This window comes from Tangfeifania diversioriginum (genome assembly GCF_900141875.1).
In the GTDB taxonomy this organism is placed as follows: Bacteria; Bacteroidota; Bacteroidia; order Bacteroidales; family Prolixibacteraceae; genus Tangfeifania; species Tangfeifania diversioriginum.
The window spans coordinates 1-17,580 of record NZ_FQZE01000050.1 but is presented as its reverse complement, the minus strand read 5'-3'; the positions used below and the strand labels follow the sequence as shown (position 1 = coordinate 17,580).

The 17,580-nt window shown below is 43.7% G+C and carries 17 protein-coding genes; 12 read left to right on the top strand and 5 right to left on the bottom strand.

The features are described 5' to 3' along the window. Positions 1–88: 88 nt before the first annotated feature. Complete coding sequence (locus BUC07_RS19495; protein ID WP_073173837.1) at positions 89–1,051, bottom strand: OmpA family protein; 963 nt, start codon at positions 1,049–1,051, stop codon at positions 89–91. A gap of 131 nt (positions 1,052–1,182) precedes the next feature. On the opposite strand from BUC07_RS19495, the gene dxs reads away from it, so the two are divergent. The 6 genes from dxs (at position 1,183) to BUC07_RS19465 (ending at position 7,977) form a co-directional block, all read left to right on the top strand. Then, entirely contained in the window at positions 1,183–3,090 is a 1,908-nt protein-coding gene (gene dxs, locus BUC07_RS19490) for a 1-deoxy-D-xylulose-5-phosphate synthase (RefSeq protein WP_073173835.1), read from the top strand. Positions 3,091–3,141: 51 nt separating this feature from the next. After that, complete coding sequence (locus BUC07_RS19485) at positions 3,142–4,326, top strand: sensor histidine kinase (protein ID WP_073173833.1); 1,185 nt, start codon at positions 3,142–3,144, stop codon at positions 4,324–4,326. A 107-nt stretch (positions 4,327–4,433) separates the two neighbouring features. Further along, positions 4,434–4,931, top strand: coding sequence for a D-glycero-beta-D-manno-heptose 1-phosphate adenylyltransferase (gene rfaE2, locus BUC07_RS19480; protein ID WP_073173830.1), 498 nt, complete (start codon positions 4,434–4,436; stop codon positions 4,929–4,931). Next, positions 4,931–6,292, top strand: a complete 1,362-nt coding sequence (gene radA / locus BUC07_RS19475; RefSeq protein WP_073173828.1) for a DNA repair protein RadA — start codon at positions 4,931–4,933, stop codon at positions 6,290–6,292. Before rfaE2 ends, radA begins: the two co-directional genes overlap by 1 nt. A 90-nt stretch (positions 6,293–6,382) precedes the next feature. After that, the gene (locus tag BUC07_RS19470; RefSeq protein ID WP_073173826.1) at positions 6,383–6,775 is read left to right on the top strand and encodes a DUF4296 domain-containing protein; all 393 of its coding nucleotides are present in this window, start codon (positions 6,383–6,385) and stop codon (positions 6,773–6,775) included. 2 nt (positions 6,776–6,777) lie between these two features. Next, positions 6,778–7,977 (top strand): amidohydrolase family protein, encoded by a 1,200-nt coding sequence (locus tag BUC07_RS19465; protein WP_073173824.1) that lies wholly within the window; start codon positions 6,778–6,780, stop codon positions 7,975–7,977. An 8-nt stretch (positions 7,978–7,985) separates the two neighbouring features. Here the strand turns inward: BUC07_RS19465 and BUC07_RS19460 are convergent, their stop codons facing one another. The 3 genes from BUC07_RS19460 to BUC07_RS19450 are packed head-to-tail and all read right to left on the bottom strand — an operon-like array spanning position 7,986 to position 10,532. Further along, complete coding sequence (locus tag BUC07_RS19460; RefSeq protein WP_139279663.1) at positions 7,986–9,374, bottom strand: alpha/beta hydrolase family protein; 1,389 nt, start codon at positions 9,372–9,374, stop codon at positions 7,986–7,988. Between the two features lie 7 nt (positions 9,375–9,381). Then, positions 9,382–10,047, bottom strand: a complete 666-nt coding sequence (locus tag BUC07_RS19455) for a hypothetical protein (RefSeq protein WP_139279662.1) — start codon at positions 10,045–10,047, stop codon at positions 9,382–9,384. 41 nt (positions 10,048–10,088) lie between these two features. Further along, complete coding sequence (locus BUC07_RS19450; protein ID WP_073173819.1) at positions 10,089–10,532, bottom strand: DUF2147 domain-containing protein; 444 nt, start codon at positions 10,530–10,532, stop codon at positions 10,089–10,091. Positions 10,533–10,695: 163 nt separating this feature from the next. On the opposite strand from BUC07_RS19450, the gene BUC07_RS19445 reads away from it, so the two are divergent. The 6 genes from BUC07_RS19445 to BUC07_RS19420 all read left to right on the top strand — a co-directional run bounded on the left by BUC07_RS19445 (position 10,696) and on the right by BUC07_RS19420 (position 17,069). Further along, positions 10,696–13,089 carry a penicillin acylase family protein gene (locus BUC07_RS19445; protein ID WP_073173818.1) on the top strand — a complete coding sequence of 798 codons (2,394 nt, stop codon included), beginning with the start codon at positions 10,696–10,698 and terminating at the stop codon, positions 13,087–13,089. 93 nt (positions 13,090–13,182) lie between these two features. Further along, a complete protein-coding gene (locus BUC07_RS19440) occupies positions 13,183–13,761 on the top strand; it encodes an RNA polymerase sigma factor (RefSeq protein ID WP_073173817.1) in 579 nt (192 codons plus the stop codon). A 47-nt stretch (positions 13,762–13,808) separates the two neighbouring features. After that, on the top strand, positions 13,809–14,240 hold the full coding sequence (locus BUC07_RS19435) for an anti-sigma factor family protein (protein WP_073173816.1): 432 nt from the start codon (positions 13,809–13,811) through the stop codon (positions 14,238–14,240). Between the two features lie 4 nt (positions 14,241–14,244). Then, positions 14,245–14,781, top strand: a complete 537-nt coding sequence (locus BUC07_RS19430; RefSeq protein WP_073173815.1) for a Spy/CpxP family protein refolding chaperone — start codon at positions 14,245–14,247, stop codon at positions 14,779–14,781. A 29-nt stretch (positions 14,782–14,810) separates the two neighbouring features. Then, on the top strand, positions 14,811–15,278 hold the full coding sequence (locus BUC07_RS19425; protein WP_073173814.1) for a Spy/CpxP family protein refolding chaperone: 468 nt from the start codon (positions 14,811–14,813) through the stop codon (positions 15,276–15,278). A gap of 183 nt (positions 15,279–15,461) precedes the next feature. After that, positions 15,462–17,069, top strand: coding sequence for an amidase (locus tag BUC07_RS19420; RefSeq protein WP_073173813.1), 1,608 nt, complete (start codon positions 15,462–15,464; stop codon positions 17,067–17,069). A 307-nt stretch (positions 17,070–17,376) separates the two neighbouring features. On the opposite strand, the gene BUC07_RS21185 is transcribed toward BUC07_RS19420, so the two are convergent. Beyond that, a partial coding sequence (locus tag BUC07_RS21185) for a hypothetical protein (protein WP_217652614.1) occupies positions 17,377–17,580 on the bottom strand: 204 nt, incomplete at its 5' end.

Below are 17,580 nucleotides of genomic sequence, written 5' to 3'. Positions count from 1 at the left end.
TAACAAGCTTTTACCTTCTCTGAGGGTAAAGGTATTTTCATCCCCTTCCAGGGGTTATCCCAAAGCCACGTCCTCTGGGCGTGGTTTTTTACTTTACTTCCAAAATCTCCAGCAATTCATCCAGCTGTGGGGTAAGAATAATTTCGGTGCGGCGGTTCATTTGCCGGTCTTCTGTCGTTTCATTGGTGGTTAACGGAACGTACTCACTTCTGCCTGCAGCAATAATCCGCGACGGATCAATCTGTCCGTTTTGCGTGAGAATTTTGGTAACTGCAGTGGCGCGCATCACACTCAGGTCCCAGTTGTCTTTAACAGCACCGGAGCCGTGCATGGGCACATCGTCGGTGTGGCCTTCCACCATAATATTGACATCTGTGTTTTCGGCCAGCAGTTGGCTTAAATCGCGCAAAGCCTTTTGCCCGTTGGGATCAACATCCCATTGCCCGGTTCTAAACAGTAATTTTTCGTCCATCGACACGTAAACCTTTCCGTTCTTTTCGTGAACCGTCAGGCCGTTACCTGTGAAACCGGTAAGCGTTCGCATTACTTTATCTTTCAGGTCTTTCACTGCCTGGTCTTTTTGGGCCAGAACTTCCTGAAGTTCTATCAGCCGCTCATTGCGTTCTTCCAGTTCTTTTTCTGCTTCGCGCAGCCGGTCTTCGCGAAGGGTTAAGCCGCGCCGGGTAGTTTGGAGTTCATCCAGCAGATTTTCAATTTCTTCCGAACTGCCTGATTTTAATATATCGAGTTGCCGGTTTAAACTGGCCTGTTCATTTTCAAGCGTTTCCACCTTTTGTTTCTGAACGTTCAGGTTATAAAGTGCTTCTTCAAGCCGGGCCTCCAAATCTTTGTTTTTGGCAGTCAGCTGCTCGTTGGCACTTTTTAATTCAGTGTTAGCCACTTCAAGATCAGCATTCGACCGCTTGAGTTGTTCGTTTTCCTGAGAAAGTGTTTTGACTTTGTCCTGTACCTGGTTAAATTGTTTTGTTGAAACGCAAGAGGATAATAAGATCAAACCACTAAAAAATACTATTTTGTGAACAGTTCTCATGTTTCTAAATTTTTATTCTGGCTAAATTTACTTTTTTTGAAAGGTTAGAACAAATTTTATACCCTTTCGCTTTTTGATCAAATGGGTTTTCAGTTTTTGTTATAACTTTGACAAGATTTTCACACAAATGTATGGTACGAGCGAAGGATAAAATACTGGAACAGATAAAGTCTCCTGCTGATTTGAGGAAGATGGCCCCTGAAAAACTTTCTGAGGTTTGCGATGAATTAAGAGAATATATTATTGATGAAGTTTCTGCCAATCCCGGGCATTTGGGAGCAAGCCTTGGGGTTGTTGAACTCACGGTTGCATTGCATTATGTGTATAATACGCCTTACGATTTGTTGGTATGGGATGTGGGCCATCAAGCCTACGGACACAAAATATTAACCGGGCGTAGGGAAAATTTTCATACCAACCGCAAACTGAATGGCATAAGTGGTTTTCCTAAACGTGATGAAAGTGAGTACGATACTTTTGGTGTTGGCCACTCTTCAACCTCTATTTCGGCAGCGCTGGGTATGGCGATTGCGGCCGGATTGAAAAATGAAAACGACAGAAAAATTGTAGCTGTAATTGGCGACGGGGCCATGACAGGTGGAATGGCTTTTGAGGCCCTGAATAATGCCGGAGCCAGTAAATCTGACCTGCTTGTTATTCTTAACGACAATAATATGGCCATTGACCCGAACACGGGAGTAATTGGCCAGTATCTGATGAATATTTCAAAGTCGGGAACCTACAATAAAGTTAAAAAAGACGTTTGGGAAGGATTGGGAAAACTCGATGGTTTTGGGAAGAAAACCCGCAAGTTTATACAAAAAAACCAGCATGCACTGAAAAACATGCTGCTCACCGAAAATAACCTTTTTGAAGCTTTTGATTTTCGCTATTTCGGACCAATTGACGGCCATGATTTGGAATACCTAACTGAAGCTTTAAATGATTTAAAAGATATTCCCGGGCCGAAACTGCTCCACATTGTAACAAAAAAAGGAAAAGGTTTCAGCCACGCGGAAATGAATCAAACAAAATTTCATGCGCCTGGTTTGTTCGACAAAAATACAGGCGAAATCTTGTCGTGTGGCTGCCAGGTTAATAAAGCACCCAAGTTCCAAAATGTATTTGGTGAAACACTGGTGGAACTTGCCGAGAAGAATGAAAAAATTGTAGGAATTACCCCGGCCATGCCCACAGGTTGTTCCATGAACCTGATGCTGGAGAAAATGCCCCATCGGGCTTTCGATGTAGGCATTGCCGAACAACATGCCGTAACATTCTCGGCAGGCCTTGCCACACAGGGAATTGTGCCTTTTTGTAATATTTACTCCACTTTTATGCAGCGTGCCTACGATCAGTTAGTGCACGACGTGGCAACCCAGAACCTGCATGTGGTTTTTTGTCTCGACCGCGGCGGATTGGTTGGTGAAGATGGCCCCACACACCATGGAGTATTTGATATTGCTTATATGCGCGCGGTTCCCAACATGATTGTTTCCGCCCCAATGGATGAAACAGAGCTGCGTAATTTAATGTACACTGCCCAACTTGATGAAATTAACCAGCCCTTTTCAATTCGATACCCACGAGGCTGCGGAATAAAAAAGGATTGGAAAATGCCTTTCGAAAAAATTGAAATTGGAAAAGGACGACAGCTTTCAGAAGGCAATGATGTTGCCATTCTCACCATTGGGAAAACAGGAATTCATGCTCAGATGGCCATTAAGTCACTGAATGATAAAAATATTTCAGCCGCTCATTACGACCTGCGGTTTGTAAAACCGCTCGATGAAACCATGCTCGATGAAATATTTGAAAAATACGACTATATTTTAACGGTTGAAGATGGCGTAATTAAAGGCGGTTTTGGCAGTGCCGTGCTGGAATTTATGGCCGAAAAGGGGTATTCTGCACATGTGAAAGTACTGGGAGTTCCCGACAGGTTTATAGAACACGGTACTCCCGATCAATTGTACAAAATATGCGGTATTGATGAAGACGGAATAATAGCGGCAGTTATGAAAATGATGGGCCGATAATAAATTATCTTTTCCCTCGTTTTCAACATAAATAATTAAAACAATCGCACGTTGGATATTTACCTGAAAAGAAAGCGCGGAAAAATTCTACTTCTGCTAAGTGCAATTATAATTGGAGTTGCCTCGTTGCTTTATACCAATTGGCTTACCGAAAAAATGGCCCGCGAAGAACGAAAAAAAGTGGAACTGTGGGCCGAAGCCACCAGGCGATTTGCCGAACCGGTAATTGAAAGTACCAACGAGGCAGCCGTGCAAAGATTGAATACTTCTTATTTGACTTTACTACAGGAAATTGCCGAGCAGAACACAACAATTCCGATAATTATAGTTGATGAAAACGGTGATTTTAATACCGATGCGAACATTAATTACAACGAAAGTCGGCGTGAACAGGTGCTGAAAAATGAGCTGGAAAAAATGAAGGGGTATTCAGAGCCGATTCCCATTGTGCTATCCCACGAAAATACGCTGTACCTCTATTACCGCGAATCGAATATTTTGCGCAACCTGAGGTACTATCCTGTTGTCCAGCTTTTTGTAATAATCATTTTCATTATTGTAGCCTATTTTGCTTTTGATGCTACCCAGCGCGCCGAACAAAACCAGGTTTGGGTGGGCATGTCAAAAGAAACCGCGCACCAGCTGGGAACTCCCATCTCATCGCTAATGGCCTGGATTGAGCTGCTTAAAATGCAGAATGTGGATCCGGCACTGATTGATGAGTTTGAAAGTGACACGAAACGTCTCGAAAAAATCACCGAGCGTTTTTCCAAAATCGGGTCAAAACCCGAGCTGCTGGCGACCAATTTGGTTGAGGTGCTGCTTTCAACTGTGAGTTACCTCAAAACCCGTTCTTCTGAAAAGGTAAAGTTCGAAATGAATTTTTCGGAAGGCGACCGCGTGGAAGCTCCGCTGAACGCTGCACTTTTTTCGTGGGTTGTTGAAAACCTGTGTAAGAACGCAATTGATGCCATGGACAATAACGGCAAAATTACGTTCAGCCTCCAGGAGAATGGCGGAAACGTTTTGATTGATATTACCGACACTGGAAAAGGTGTGCCCAAATCGCAGCAAAAAACCATTTTTCAACCCGGCTTCTCAACTAAAAAACGAGGCTGGGGGCTGGGCCTGTCGCTGGCAAAACGGATAATCGAAATTTACCACAGCGGCAAAATTTTTATAAAATGGTCGGAAGCAGGAAAAGGAACAACATTCCGGATTATTCTGAATAAATAATCGAATTGTATTTTACGCCTACAGGTAAGAATTTAATTTTTCTGCAGGAAGATGTTCCTTAAATTTATCTATACCTTTGGTTCTCGAAAAATTGGAATTAAAATAGCATGAACCGCAAAATCGATATTTTTTCAAAATTATATGCTGATTTTCAGTCGTTTGGATCTGAATTAAAAAAATGGAAATCGCAAAACGAAACCATCGTTTTCACCAACGGATGTTTTGATATTATCCATCATGGACACATCGATTCGTTGATTAAATCGGCAAAAATGGGAACCCGGCTGATTGTTGGCTTGAACTCCGACGAATCGGTGAAACTGCTCAAAGGAAAAGGAAGGCCCATATTAAATGAGCAATCGAGGGCAGCAGTTTTGGCCGCTTTATCTTTTGTCGATGCCGTTGTTATTTTTCATGAAGAAACACCTGCTGAGTTAATTGCCCAAATTTTACCCGATGTTTTAGTGAAAGGGAAAGAATACGCCATTCATGAAATTGCCGGGCACGACACGGTGCTCGAAAACGGCGGGAAAGTGGAAACCCTCGATTTGGTTCCGGGCATTTCCACTTCGGATATCATTCATAAAATTAAAAACCTGGATTAATGGCCCAAACAAAATCAATATACACCTGCCAGAACTGTGGAGCACAGTCGCCCAAATGGCTCGGACGGTGCACTTCGTGTGGCGGGTGGAATACATACGTTGAAGAAGTGGTTGAAAAGAAAAAATCAACTTCAAAAATTTCGGTGCAGCTTTCAGGCAACCAGCCGCTCACCCTTGAAAATATAAAGGCTGAAAAAAACCAGCGCTTCCCGGCAGGAATTAATGAATTCGACCGTGTGCTGGGAGGGGGAATTGTTCCGGGGTCGATTGTTTTGTTGGGTGGCGAACCGGGCATCGGAAAATCAACCCTGGTACTGCAAATGGCGCTGGGGTTACCCAACAAAAAGATTCTCTACATCTCGGGTGAAGAAAGCCTGCAGCAGATAAAACTTCGGGCAACCCGGCTGGAAATGAAGCAAAATAACTGCCTTTTCCTGAGTGAGACTTCCCTGGAACATGTTATTGCCCAAACCGAACAGACAATGCCCGATTTGCTGGTGGTTGATTCCATCCAAACTGTTTCTACCGAAGTGATTGAATCGTCTCCCGGTTCGGTTTCGCAGGTGCGCGAGTGCACTTCGGCAATTCTGAAGTTTGCCAAAAAAAATGATGTGGCGGTGATTCTCATCGGGCACATCAACAAAGAAGGAAGCCTGGCCGGTCCAAAAGTATTGGAACACATGGTGGACACTGTTTTGCAGTTTGAAGGCGACACCAATTACATGTATCGGATTTTACGCGCCAACAAAAACCGCTATGGCTCCACCAACGAGTTGGGAATTTTTGAAATGCGTGGCAATGGATTGCAGGAAGTATTGAATCCTTCGGAACAGCTCATTTCAAAAGTGAGCGACGATGTGAGCGGAACCGCCATTGCAGCAACCATCGAAGGTATTCGGCCTTTTTTGATTGAGATTCAGTCGCTCGTGAGCTCTGCCGCTTACGGAACCCCGCAGCGTTCTTCCACAGGGTTTGATTTGCGCAGGCTCAACATGTTGCTGGCAGTGCTCGAAAAACGCGCCGGATTTAAACTGCTGGCCAAAGATGTTTTTCTGAACATTGCCGGCGGACTGAAAATTAATGATCCTGCTACCGACCTTGCCGTGATTTGTTCCATTCTTTCATCCAACATCGATGTGGCGGTTGATCACAAAACGTGTTTTACAGGTGAGGTGGGCCTCACCGGCGAAATTCGCGGGGTGAACCGTATTGAACAGCGCATTGCCGAAGCGGCCAAGCTGGGGTTCAACAAAATATTTATTCCCGCGGTAAACAAAGGGTTCGATGCTTCAGCTTTCAACATTCAAATTGAAAAAGTAGCCCGGGTAGAAGAGGTTTTCCGCATCATTTTCAGGAAGTAAACGGGTTATTCTTTCCGTAAAATAGCTTTTTTTAACGGAAAGCTTATTGCCGGTAACGTAAACTATTTTTAATTTGCACTCCGTTTAAAAATGAAAAAACTGTTTTACATATTAGTTGTCATTCTCTTTTGGGGGTTCACCGGGTGCGACGAGCCCGTTGTTGAAAAACCTGAAAACCTGATTGAAAGGGAAAAAATGATTGAAATGCTGGCCGATATTCATCTGGCCGAAGCGGCATTCAATACGCAAAGGCACCGCGATTCGCTGGTGGAACAAAGTACATCTGCTGATTTTTACTACTCAGTGCTCGAAAAACATGAGGTGGCCGACACGGTTTTTGAAAAATCGTATGTTTTTTACGCCAGCCAACCCCGTAAATTTGAAAAAATGTACCGCGAATCCATGAATCTTCTTAATGAAATGGAAGAAGAATTTACAGGAAGGAGAAGGGAACAAAAGGAACTGGATATTCAGAACCGGTAGCAGTGCGAAAAATTTCTGCCACATACATTTTCCCGGGGAACAGGCCCCCACTAAAAAACGGAATTCTGGTTTGCGCCGACAACGGAAAAATTATTGAACTAATTGATACCGGCGGGCAATTGAAAGAAGAAGCCGGACTGGAACACTACAGCGGAATTTTAGTGCCGGGTTTTATTAATGCCCATTGCCATCTGGAATTATCGCATTTGAAAGGAAAAATTCCTGAAAAAACCGGGATGGGTGGTTTTCTGACTGCTATTAACCAGCTCCGAAACGAGGAACCGGAAGTTGCGGAAGAGGCTGCCGAAAAAGCTAACCGGCAATTGGTTGCCAATGGAACTGTGGCCGTGGGCGATGTTTCCAATTCAACTTTAACGCTTGAAAAAAAACGGCACAGCAAAATTTATTATCACACATTTGCAGAGGCTTTTGGGTTTCATCCTTCGCGGGCAGAAAGAGCTTTCAGCATGGCGAATTTTGTGAAAGAGATGTGTAATGAATTTGGCCTCGGCGCGTCAGTTGTTCCGCATTCATCTTACTCGGTTTCAGCAGAATTATTCAGAGTAATAAGCGAAAATGCACGTGCCGAAAACAGCCTGCTTTCCGTTCACAATCAGGAAAGCCGGACAGAAGAACAGTTTTTCAGTGATGGTTCAGGCCCAATTGCCTGCCATTTAAAAGATAATTTGGGAATTGATATTTCGCACTGGAAACCCACCGGTAAAAGCTCGTTGCTAACCACGTTGGAGTTTTTGCCTCCCGAAAATCAGTTGTTTTTGGTTCATAATACTTTTACAGAAGAACGCGATATTCTGGATTTGAAGCAACAACGCAAAACTGAAAATACGTTTTTCGTGCTTTGCCCCAACTCCAATTTATTCATTGAGAATGCACTCCCTTCTGTTCCGCTTTTTCAAAAACACAGACTGAATATTTGCCTGGGAACCGACAGCCTGGCTTCCAATCAGAAGCTTTCAATACTTGCCGAAATGATAACGCTTCAACAACATTTTCCTGAAATTACATTGGAAGAACTGGTGTTGTGGGGAACTTTCAACGGGGCAAAAGCACTTCAGGTTGAAAATCGTTTTGGGAGTTTTGAACCGGGGAAACAACCGGGAGTGAACCTCATTACCGGAGCCGATTTAAAAAAATTGAAACTCACGGAACAATGCCAGGTGAAACTGATTGTGCGAAAGTAATAGGTTAATCATTTTTGAATGACGGAACTAATCCATGCTGAAATTTTACTTAATGCTTTTGGTGAAAAAGTTTGTTCCAAATCAGCTGATTCCATGAATGAGCATGTGATACACTCCTGAAACTGATGGTTTAGCCCTTCCATCTCCTCTATTTCAAAATGTTGGTTGCCCGCTTTGATTAGCGCTTTTTCAATGGCTTGCTGATTTATTTCTGACGGAACCTGAATGTCTTTGCTGCCATTAAGTGAAAGAACCGGACAGGTTACTTTTTCCAGGTAATCTGCCGGATTACACCTCCAATTAAATCGGTTGTAGGCAGACAAATAATCCCGGACCATTTTGATGAAAAAATATTCGGGTGGCAGAAAATGGTTCCAGCCATCTTCATTCCATCGCTCCAAATACTGTTTTTTAAATTGCTGTAGTGAATCTTTTGCACTTGCTGTGTCAATATTATTTTCTATTAACCTGTAAGCCGTTTCCTGAAAGTTTTTATTTAGCAAATATTCTTCATGTGAAGTATCTCCATTTTGATAAAGCAACTCTTTTTGTAAAATAAAATCATCTTTCAGATTTATGCCTGGTGAGGCCAGCAAAACAATAAACGCAACTTCCGGATTTTGAGAAGCTGTTATTGATGCAACTACTCCTCCGGCGCTATGTCCTATAAGTCCAATTTGATTTTTATTGATTTTTTTCCGTGACCCCAGAAATTTAATTCCTGCTTCAATATCCTGTGCAAAATTCAGTGGTGTAGAAGAATAGAAATTACCGGTTGACTTACCGACACCCCTGGAATCATAACGTAAAACAGCAATGCCTTTGCGGGTCAGGTAATCGGCCAAAACAAGGAATGATTTGTGATGAAAACTTTCTGTATCCCGGGTTGCAGGAGAACTTCCGCTGATTAAAATAACGGCAGGAACCGTTCCTTGTGAATGGGGAATAGTGAGCGTTGCCGAAAGCGTTACACTGTCAGTTTTATTTTCAATAACAACCTCTTCCGAGAGATAGGGATATGGTTTTTGGGGCGTTTGGGGACGAAATATTGGGTCACCCCTGGAAACATCGAGCGGGAAAACCGTAGTACCCATTTTAAATTGCCCTGTCAGTTTATTCAGGTCCAGAGTAGGAACCGCTTTGTATTCATAACCAAATTTTTCTGAAATCAAATGAAGTGTATCGCAGCAATAATTTACGCCGGTAAATTTATCAAATACCGGGTTGAGCATCATCGCCTTAACCGTCGAATCTTCCTGCAGCATCACATTGAATTTTACCACAATCGTGGAATCGGCAACCATTGTTTCCCCTTTCCAGCTTCCCATATAATTTTGGGAAATAGCCCAATTCGAAATGAAAAGCAAAAGTAGTATCACATGTGTTTGTTTCATCATTACTGCTTTATTGGTGATTGGATTTTGATTCCAGGTACCGGTCCACTTTTTCTTCAAACGGATCGCCCAGCCGGAGTATAAAAACGGTAGCAAAAAGCCGGTCTTTAAACAGCATGAAATCAAATTCGTTGTGATTCAGCAGAAACCATCCCGTAGTAGCCGGAGAAATATCACCGGCAATTTCGACTGTTTCAGCAATATTTTTGTACCGCTCATCCGTCTCCCCAATTTTTTTGAGGTAATCCATATAACTGCCGAACAGATTTATTGAAATTGTTTTAATTCCATGCACATCGGTTAATGAGGTATCCCTCGTCCCGATTTCCTTAATGTAATCATCAATATGCCAGATGCTTTTTACTGCATTGGAATCCAGGCGTTCAAGGAAGCTGAATTTGACAGCGTCTTTTATAAGCGGTGACATCATTTCTCCTTTTTTCATAAATTCTTTCTGCCTTTCCAGGTAAGCATGGTAGGCTGCATTGATGTCAGTCAGGTTTGTTTCTTTCACCACGCACGAATCCACAAATCTTATCATGGACTGAATGCCTTCGAGCTCGGTTTGGGAAAAGGTTTTCTTTGCTGTTTCATCAATAACTAACTCACTCTTGTTCTGGCAAAAACCAGAATAAAAACTGCAAATTATGAGAAGTACAGGCAGAAATGATTTCATTTTATTGGTTTTTTGATTTCGTTTTTATTGATTTACGGGCTTCACAGCTCCGTACGGTACCATTCCGAGCTGCGTCCCAGCCAGCGGATTCCGCCTACAAAACCTTTTAGTTTCAGTAAATCATCATTTTCAAACCAGGCATAGCAATCATAAGTATTTCCGGATTTTGGATCGTAAATTTCACCGTTTTCCCACTCTTCTTCCTTCGAATTGTATTCCAGTCCTTCAAGAATCTGAAGCCCCAGAATGGAGCGGTTGCGCAGCGATTCATCCGGGTTTTCATCGTCTTTGGGCGGCTCGCCATTTTCATAATTTTCAGGAATGATGTAAACAATGGTGCCAATGTATTTCCCATCCTTTTTTTCAATTTCAATCTTCGATGTTTTTTCTTCGTTCCACCACACACCTGTAATTTTATCGGCTTCCTGTGCCAGTGCCGGAAGCGTGTACGCTGCAAGAAATAAGAGAATTATTAACTTTTTCATAGCTGTAATTTTTATTTTTCAGACAGTTTCGTATTTATCAAATTGATTATTAATTTTATAGAGTTTAAAAATAGTAAGAATTACATATATTCTGTAAAATTCAATTCTTTTTTGTTCAAATAAAAATTCGGATGTTAAAACGACCATAATAAAATTTACATGCATGAAAATATTTAAACGCATTTTAGCAGGAGTGGCAGTAGTAATTGTCCTTGTAGCTATAGCTGGTTTTTTCTTTTTAAATAACCTGCGAAAAGGAGCGCTTCCGGATTATGATAAAAACCTGTATTTGCCGGTGTTGGAAGATGAAGTGACCGTATTGCGCGATTCCTTTGCCATTCCACATATCCGGGCCAAAAGTGAAGCGGATCTTTACCGCGCTGTGGGATTTACCATGGCGCAGGACAGGCTCTGGCAAATGGATTTACTGCGCCGCATTACCCAGGGGCGGCTTTCCGAAATTTTGGGGAAAGACCAGCTGGAAACCGACTTGCTCCTTCGGGCCTTGCGGTTCAGGGAAAAGTCGGAAAAGGTGCTGGCACAAACATCGCCTGAGATTTTGAAAAACCTTGAGGCTTTTTGCGAAGGCGTAAATTATTACATGGAAAAATTTCCGCTGCCCCCCGAGTTTAAAGTTTTGGGATATCATCCCGATCCCTGGGAGCCGCTGCACTCGATCAACCTCATTGGGTACATGTCGTGGGATCTCACATCGGGTTGGGGTACCGAAATGGTTTCGCACCAGGTAAAAAATGAAGTGGGAAAAGAACTGGCAGCCGATTTGATACCCGATATGGAAAACCACCCGACTGCCATTTTTCCTGATTTTACCGGAACTGAAATTCCGACGGCCGAAACTTTTTTGTCTGCAAGCATGGAGCTGGAAAAACTGGGCGGCAGTATTTTCAGGGGAAGCAACAACTGGGCGGTTTCCGGCAAAAAAAGCCAAACGGGCAAACCGCTGCTGGCCAACGACATGCACCTGGGTTTAATGTCGCCCGGAATATGGTACCAGATGCACCACGTGGCCGAAGGTTCGGTAAATGTTACCGGCCTTGTTTTGCCCGGCCAGCCGTTTGTTATTTGCGGGCACAACGATTCAATAGCCTGGGGAATGACCAACGTGGCAGTTGACGACCTCGATTTTTATGCTGAAACCCTGAACGAAGATTCAACAAAATACCTGCTCGACGGACAGTGGAAAGACCTCGTCATTCAGGAAGAACTTATTCATACAAAAGAGGGGGAAATTATTAACGAAACCCTGAAATTCACTCACCGTGGTCCTATTGTGAACCGGTTTAAAAAAGCAAACGAAACTGCGCTTTCCATTCACTGGCTTGGCAATGAAATGAGCGATGAAATCCGCACGGTTTATTTGCTCAACCGCGCCAATAACTGGAACGATTTTCGTGATGCTGCCAAAACTTTTAAATCGGTGAGCCAGAACATTGTTTATGCCGATGTTGCAGGAAACATTGGACTGCAATGCTCAGCCGGCGTGCCTTTGCGCGAAGGCACTGGCATTGAAATTTATCCCGGCGACACCTCGCTTTACGACTGGCAGGGACTGGTTCCTTTTGAAGAACTGCCTTATGAATTCAATCCCGAACGGGGATACGTATCGTCGGCCAACAACAAAACGGCTCCCGATGATTACCCGCATTACATCAGCCACTGGTATGCCATGCCCAACCGCATCAACCGCATCAGGGAAATGCTCGAGGCAAAAGAAAAATTGGGAATTGCTGATTTTCAGGAGATGCATGTTGATGTAAAATCAAAAAAAGCAGAGGCACTGACACCTGTATTTTTAGCTGCGCTTAAGGGTGAAAATGAATATACTTCAGCAGAAAAAGCCGCGCTTGAAAAACTTGAAAACTGGGATTATGAGATGGCAAAAGAAAGCCCGGCGGCTGCGGTTTTTGAAGTGCTTTACCGTAAAGTGGCCGAAAATATTATTGAAGATGAGCTTTCTGAAGATCTCTTTGGAGCTGTGAAAGGCCAGCGGATTTTAATTGAGAATATGATGTTGAATGCGCTTCCGGATAAAAATTCAGCATGGATCGACGATAAAAACACCCCAGAAACCGAAACTTACAGCGATATTGTCAACCGTGCTTTCAGTCAAACGGTGGAAGAACTTTCCGGCCGGCTGGGTGACGATCCGGATAACTGGACCTGGGGGAAAATTCATACACTCACGCTGAGTCATCCGCTTGGAGTGGTGGAAATGCTCGACAATGCACTGGGCTTAAACCGCGGGCCTTTCGAAGTCCCCGGAAGTTTCCACACGGTGGGGCCTTTTTCCTATTCTTACAACAATCTCTATAACGTGAACCACGGCGCATCGCACCGTCATATTTTCGATGCGTCCGACTGGGACGCTTCAAAAACGGTAATTCCAACGGGTACAAGCGGAATTCCTGCCAGCGATTTTTACCTCGACCAAACCGAAATGTACCTGAATAACGAGTATCATGCCGATCCGTTCAGTGCAGGAAAAGTGGAGGAAGCTGCCCGTTTTAAAATGAAACTTCAGCCGGTGGATGATTAAGTTGCCACGGTAGTATTCCGGAATTTTGAAAACGAACGCAAGTTTTTTTCAAGAGCCGTGTCTTATTCGTAAATTTCAGTATTAAATTTTTGAATGAGCGAGGCCGAAATCATAAAAAAACTTCAGGAAGGAGACGAGAACGCTTTCAGGCAACTGGTTGAAAAATACCAGCAACTGGTTGTAAATACCTGTTTCGGGTTGGTACACAATACCGAAGATGCCGAGGATATTGCCCAGGATGTTTTTATTGAAGTGTTTCGTTCCGTTCATAAATTCAGGGCCGATTCAAAAATTTCCACCTGGCTTTACCGGATTGCCGTGAACCGCTCGCTCAATTTTATTCGCGACAATAAACGCCGGAAATGGTTCCGATCGGTTGACGAAACAAGTGCCCCCGACAGCAAAGATGCGTACAAAATTTCCGGAGAAACCGATTCGCCCGATACTGATCTGGAGAACAGCCAGCGTACCGAACTTTTACATGCGGCCATCGACTCGCTGCCCAAAAACCAGCGGGTAGCTTTCACACTGAATAAATACGAAGATTTGTCGTACAAGGAGATTTCGGAAGTCATGCAGGTTTCGTTGTCGTCGGTGGAGTCGCTGATTCACCGCGCCAAAAAAAACCTTCAGAAAAAATTATACACCTGTTATAAAAAGAAATGCATTTAAGCGCAAGTTTTTAAAAAAGAATGTGTCAAAACCATAAACGATAAAAAATGCAATGCAAAAAATTACATAAAAAGCTGATATTTTTCCTGGAAGGCGATTTGCCCGGCCACGAGATGGAGCAGGTAAAACAACACCTTACTGAGTGTAATGAGTGTGCCGCTTTTGCCAGCGAAATGAGCAAAACGCTAAATGTGTTGCAGGCAGAAAAATCACCTGAAGTGAATCCGTTTTTTTATACCCGTGTGAAAGCCCGGCTGGAATCACAAACTGAAAAACCGGCGCAGTTCATGCGAAATCCGTTTTTAGCAAGGGTGTTGCAACCGGCGTTTTTTTCGCTGTTGCTTTTGGCCGGAATTTATACCGGAATTAAAATCGGGCAGCCCGCAGATACTGGTGCAAGTTACTTTCAGCAGGAACAGGTGGTTCCGTACCTGAATGAAATGGAAGCCGAACCGATTGAAGCATTTTTAATGGAGTAAAATCATGATAACCAGAAATAAATACCGCATACTTACCTGGTTGGTTGTCATTCTGCTGGCAACTAATATCTCAATGGGGGTTTCATTTATTTATCATAAGCAGCAGGATAAAAAATTGCTGGAACAGGTAAACATTGAAGAAAACGAAATTGAAGTTCCGGCACAGCAGCGCACCCGTTTTTTCAGGGAGCAGCTGGATTTGCAACCGGCCCAGGTAGAAGTTTTCAGGGAACTGAACCGTGATTTCAACCGCAGTGCGTGGCAAATTACCAATCAGCTTGCGGGGTTACGAATTGAAATGATTGAGGAGCTGGGAAGGGAAATTTCCGATTCACAAAAACTGAATGCAATTACAGAAGAAATTGGAATATTACATACTGAATTAAAAAAAGAAACCATCCGTTATTACCGCGAAATGGAGGAAGAGTGCAACCCCGGGCAACGGCAAAAACTCAATGAGATATTTATGTCGATGCTCCGGCAGGAAGAGGACGTAAAACTCCCGCAACGTGGAAGGCGGAACAGGTTTGGAAACAGATAGAAATTAGTAACAATTAAAAATTTAGAAAAATGAAAACGAAAAATTTTGTTTGGATGTTTATCGCATTGATGTTAACATCAACCACGCTGCTGGCACAAGGCCGGAGAAATGTAAATCAATCTGCTTATGGTTACGGATATGGGCAGGGAACCTGCCTCGCTGTACTGACGGATTTAACCGAAGAGCAGCAGGCAAAAATCACTGAACTTGAAGCGGCACATCAGAAAGCCATGGCTGAGTTGCGCGTGGAACAACGCTCCACATTTGAACCGGTGGAGAAAAGTGAAATTCGTACTGAAATGCTGAAAAAAGTACAGGCACACCGCAATGAAGTTCGCAACCTGCTCACTGGGGAACAGCAAAAACAGTACGATTTATTGCAGGCCCGAAATAATTACGGAAGAAAAGGTTTTGCTCAGGGACGAAGAGGTGGCCGCGGGCAAGCTGCTTCGCAGGGACGTGGCGGCAGAGGCTGTGGATTTCGCGGGAACTGGTAATCTTGCTGAAAATTAACACTGTCCCTTAGGCGGTGCTGTTTTTAAGCAAAGTTAAATCTGTCAAAATAGAATTAAAAGTGCCTGGATAACTTTCCAGGCACTTTTTTGCAATAATTACAACCGTTTCAATTCTGTTATTCGGGGTTTTCTTACTTTTGAAAAGAACTAACAAAATCCAATGAAATGAAGCGCCGCAATTTTTTCAAAACCGCCACTCTTGGTGGATCGGTACTGGCCGTGGGCGGAGTATCTGCCTGCACCGCAACTTCCGAAAAAACAACAGAAAAGCCGGATTTTACATCATTTGAATTAAATGAAGTAACAGTTGACGACCTTCAGCAAAAAATGGAATCAGGGGAATTGACATCTGAGCAAATCTGTGAAAAATACCTAAGCCGAATCGAAAAGGTTGATCCTGAACTGAAGGCTGTTATGGAACTTAATCCCGATGCGTTGGAAATTGCCCGAACCCTGGACGAAGAACGAAAAAGCGGGCGTGTTCGTGGTCTGTTGCACGGCATTCCAATTATGATAAAAGACAATATCGACACCGGCGACAAAATGCAAACCACTGCCGGCTCACTGGCTTTGGAAGGACACATCGCAGATGAGGATGCCTTTATCATAAAAAAAATGCGGGATGCCGGCGCTGTTTTGCTCGGAAAAACCAACCTGAGCGAGTGGGCCAATTTTCGTTCCACCAACTCCTCCAGCGGGTGGAGCGGCCGCGGCGGGCAGGTGCGCAATCCTTACATTCTGGACCGCAGTCCGTGTGGTTCCAGTTCGGGAACGGGAGTGGCCGTAGCAGCTAATTTGTGTACTATCGGAATTGGCACCGAAACCAACGGGTCGATTGTTTGCCCCTCGGGCGTGAACGGCGTGGTTGGCATTAAACCGACACTCGGGATGTGGAGTCGCCGCGGAATTATCCCAATTGCCCACAGCCAGGACACCGCCGGTCCGATGGCACGCACCGTGAAAGATGCGGCAATTCTGTTTGGCGCACTGGCCGAGTTCGATAGCGAAGATGCTGAAACACAACTCGAACAAGGGGAAATTTATTCAGATTACACACAATTTCTGGACAAAAATGGAATGGCAGGAATGCGCATAGGCATTGCTTCGCAATTGATAGGTTTCCATGCAAAAGTGGATGAGGTGTTTAAAAAAGCGGTGGAAGCCATGCGCAACAACGGTGCTGAAATAATTGATAACGTAGAGTTTGAACATAACGGAAAATGGGGAAGTCCTTCTTACCAGGTATTGTTGTACGAGTTTAAAGCCGATTTGAATAAATATTTGGCAGAACATCCGAATGCTCCGGTAAATAATATGCAGGAAATTATTGAATTCAATAAGAAAAACGCGGAGCGCTCGATGCCGTGGTTCGACCAGGAAATTTTTGACCAGGCTGCCGAAAAAGGTGATCTAAAAACCGAAGAATACCTGGAAGCACTGAAAAACTCGAAACAGTTTGCCGGGAAAGAAGGCATCGATGCGGTGATGGAAAAGTACAATCTGGATGCAATAGTGGCGCAGACCAACGGCCCTGCCTGGACCATCGACTGGGTAAACGGTGATCATTTCAGTGGTGGAAGCTCTTCGCCCGCAGCGATTTCAGGATACCCGAATGTTACCGTACCAATGGGTTTTGTTTACGGTTTGCCGGTGGGAATATCCTTTTTTGGAAAAGCCTGGAGCGAACCCACACTCCTGAAAATTGCTTATGGTTTTGAGCAGGCAACAAAACATCGGAACCCCCCGGAGTTTAAGGAAACGCTGGCATATTGATTGACTTTGGAAAGTCAATCTCCCGGTTACCCGCCTATCGGTTCCAACCGCTGGTTGACAATAGTCGATTACGCTTTAGAAGATCGTTTAAATTTATCGTCCAGTTTCGCATTTTTGCCGCCGGAATTGCCTTCAATTTCACCGCCTTCAGGCACGTATTTTTTAAACTCAAATCCTTCGGCGCGGGCTTTCTTTATTATCGGGAAAGGAATTTTAGCATATAATCATAAAGGATATCTTTATAGATGCTACGAAGGTCATATTGATTATACAATTAAAGTCTATATCACAATACTTCGTTAAAAAATTAAGCGGCAATAGTGCCATAATATATAAGTTCATTGACATGGTTTCGATTTTTAGCAGAGTATGCATTAACACCGAACACGTCAATAAATCGTTGCAACAGTAACCTGTTGTGGTTCATGGTTTTAATGTCAGTCATTGAAAAAGGTTTACGTGCCTCTTTTGGTTGGCTCAACCAATGTTCCACTTTAGCAATATTGATTGC

What these genes read in the sequence shown, in the direction of transcription:
- BUC07_RS19495 (WP_073173837.1), bottom strand. Translation starts at nt 1,051, where the DNA reads ATGAGAACTGTTCACAAAATAGTATTTTTTAGTGGTTTGATCTTATTA.
- dxs (WP_073173835.1), top strand. Translation starts at nt 1,183, where the DNA reads ATGGTACGAGCGAAGGATAAAATACTGGAACAGATAAAGTCTCCTGCT.
- rfaE2 (WP_073173830.1), top strand. Translation starts at nt 4,434, where the DNA reads ATGAACCGCAAAATCGATATTTTTTCAAAATTATATGCTGATTTTCAG.
- radA (WP_073173828.1), top strand. Translation starts at nt 4,931, where the DNA reads ATGGCCCAAACAAAATCAATATACACCTGCCAGAACTGTGGAGCACAG.
- BUC07_RS19470 (WP_073173826.1), top strand. Translation starts at nt 6,383, where the DNA reads ATGAAAAAACTGTTTTACATATTAGTTGTCATTCTCTTTTGGGGGTTC.
- BUC07_RS19460 (WP_139279663.1), bottom strand. Translation starts at nt 9,374, where the DNA reads ATGATGAAACAAACACATGTGATACTACTTTTGCTTTTCATTTCGAAT.
- BUC07_RS19455 (WP_139279662.1), bottom strand. Translation starts at nt 10,047, where the DNA reads ATGAAATCATTTCTGCCTGTACTTCTCATAATTTGCAGTTTTTATTCT.
- BUC07_RS19450 (WP_073173819.1), bottom strand. Translation starts at nt 10,532, where the DNA reads ATGAAAAAGTTAATAATTCTCTTATTTCTTGCAGCGTACACGCTTCCG.
- BUC07_RS19445 (WP_073173818.1), top strand. Translation starts at nt 10,696, where the DNA reads ATGAAAATATTTAAACGCATTTTAGCAGGAGTGGCAGTAGTAATTGTC.
- BUC07_RS19440 (WP_073173817.1), top strand. Translation starts at nt 13,183, where the DNA reads ATGAGCGAGGCCGAAATCATAAAAAAACTTCAGGAAGGAGACGAGAAC.
- BUC07_RS19435 (WP_073173816.1), top strand. Translation starts at nt 13,809, where the DNA reads ATGCAATGCAAAAAATTACATAAAAAGCTGATATTTTTCCTGGAAGGC.
- BUC07_RS19430 (WP_073173815.1), top strand. Translation starts at nt 14,245, where the DNA reads ATGATAACCAGAAATAAATACCGCATACTTACCTGGTTGGTTGTCATT.
- BUC07_RS19425 (WP_073173814.1), top strand. Translation starts at nt 14,811, where the DNA reads ATGAAAACGAAAAATTTTGTTTGGATGTTTATCGCATTGATGTTAACA.
- BUC07_RS19420 (WP_073173813.1), top strand. Translation starts at nt 15,462, where the DNA reads ATGAAGCGCCGCAATTTTTTCAAAACCGCCACTCTTGGTGGATCGGTA.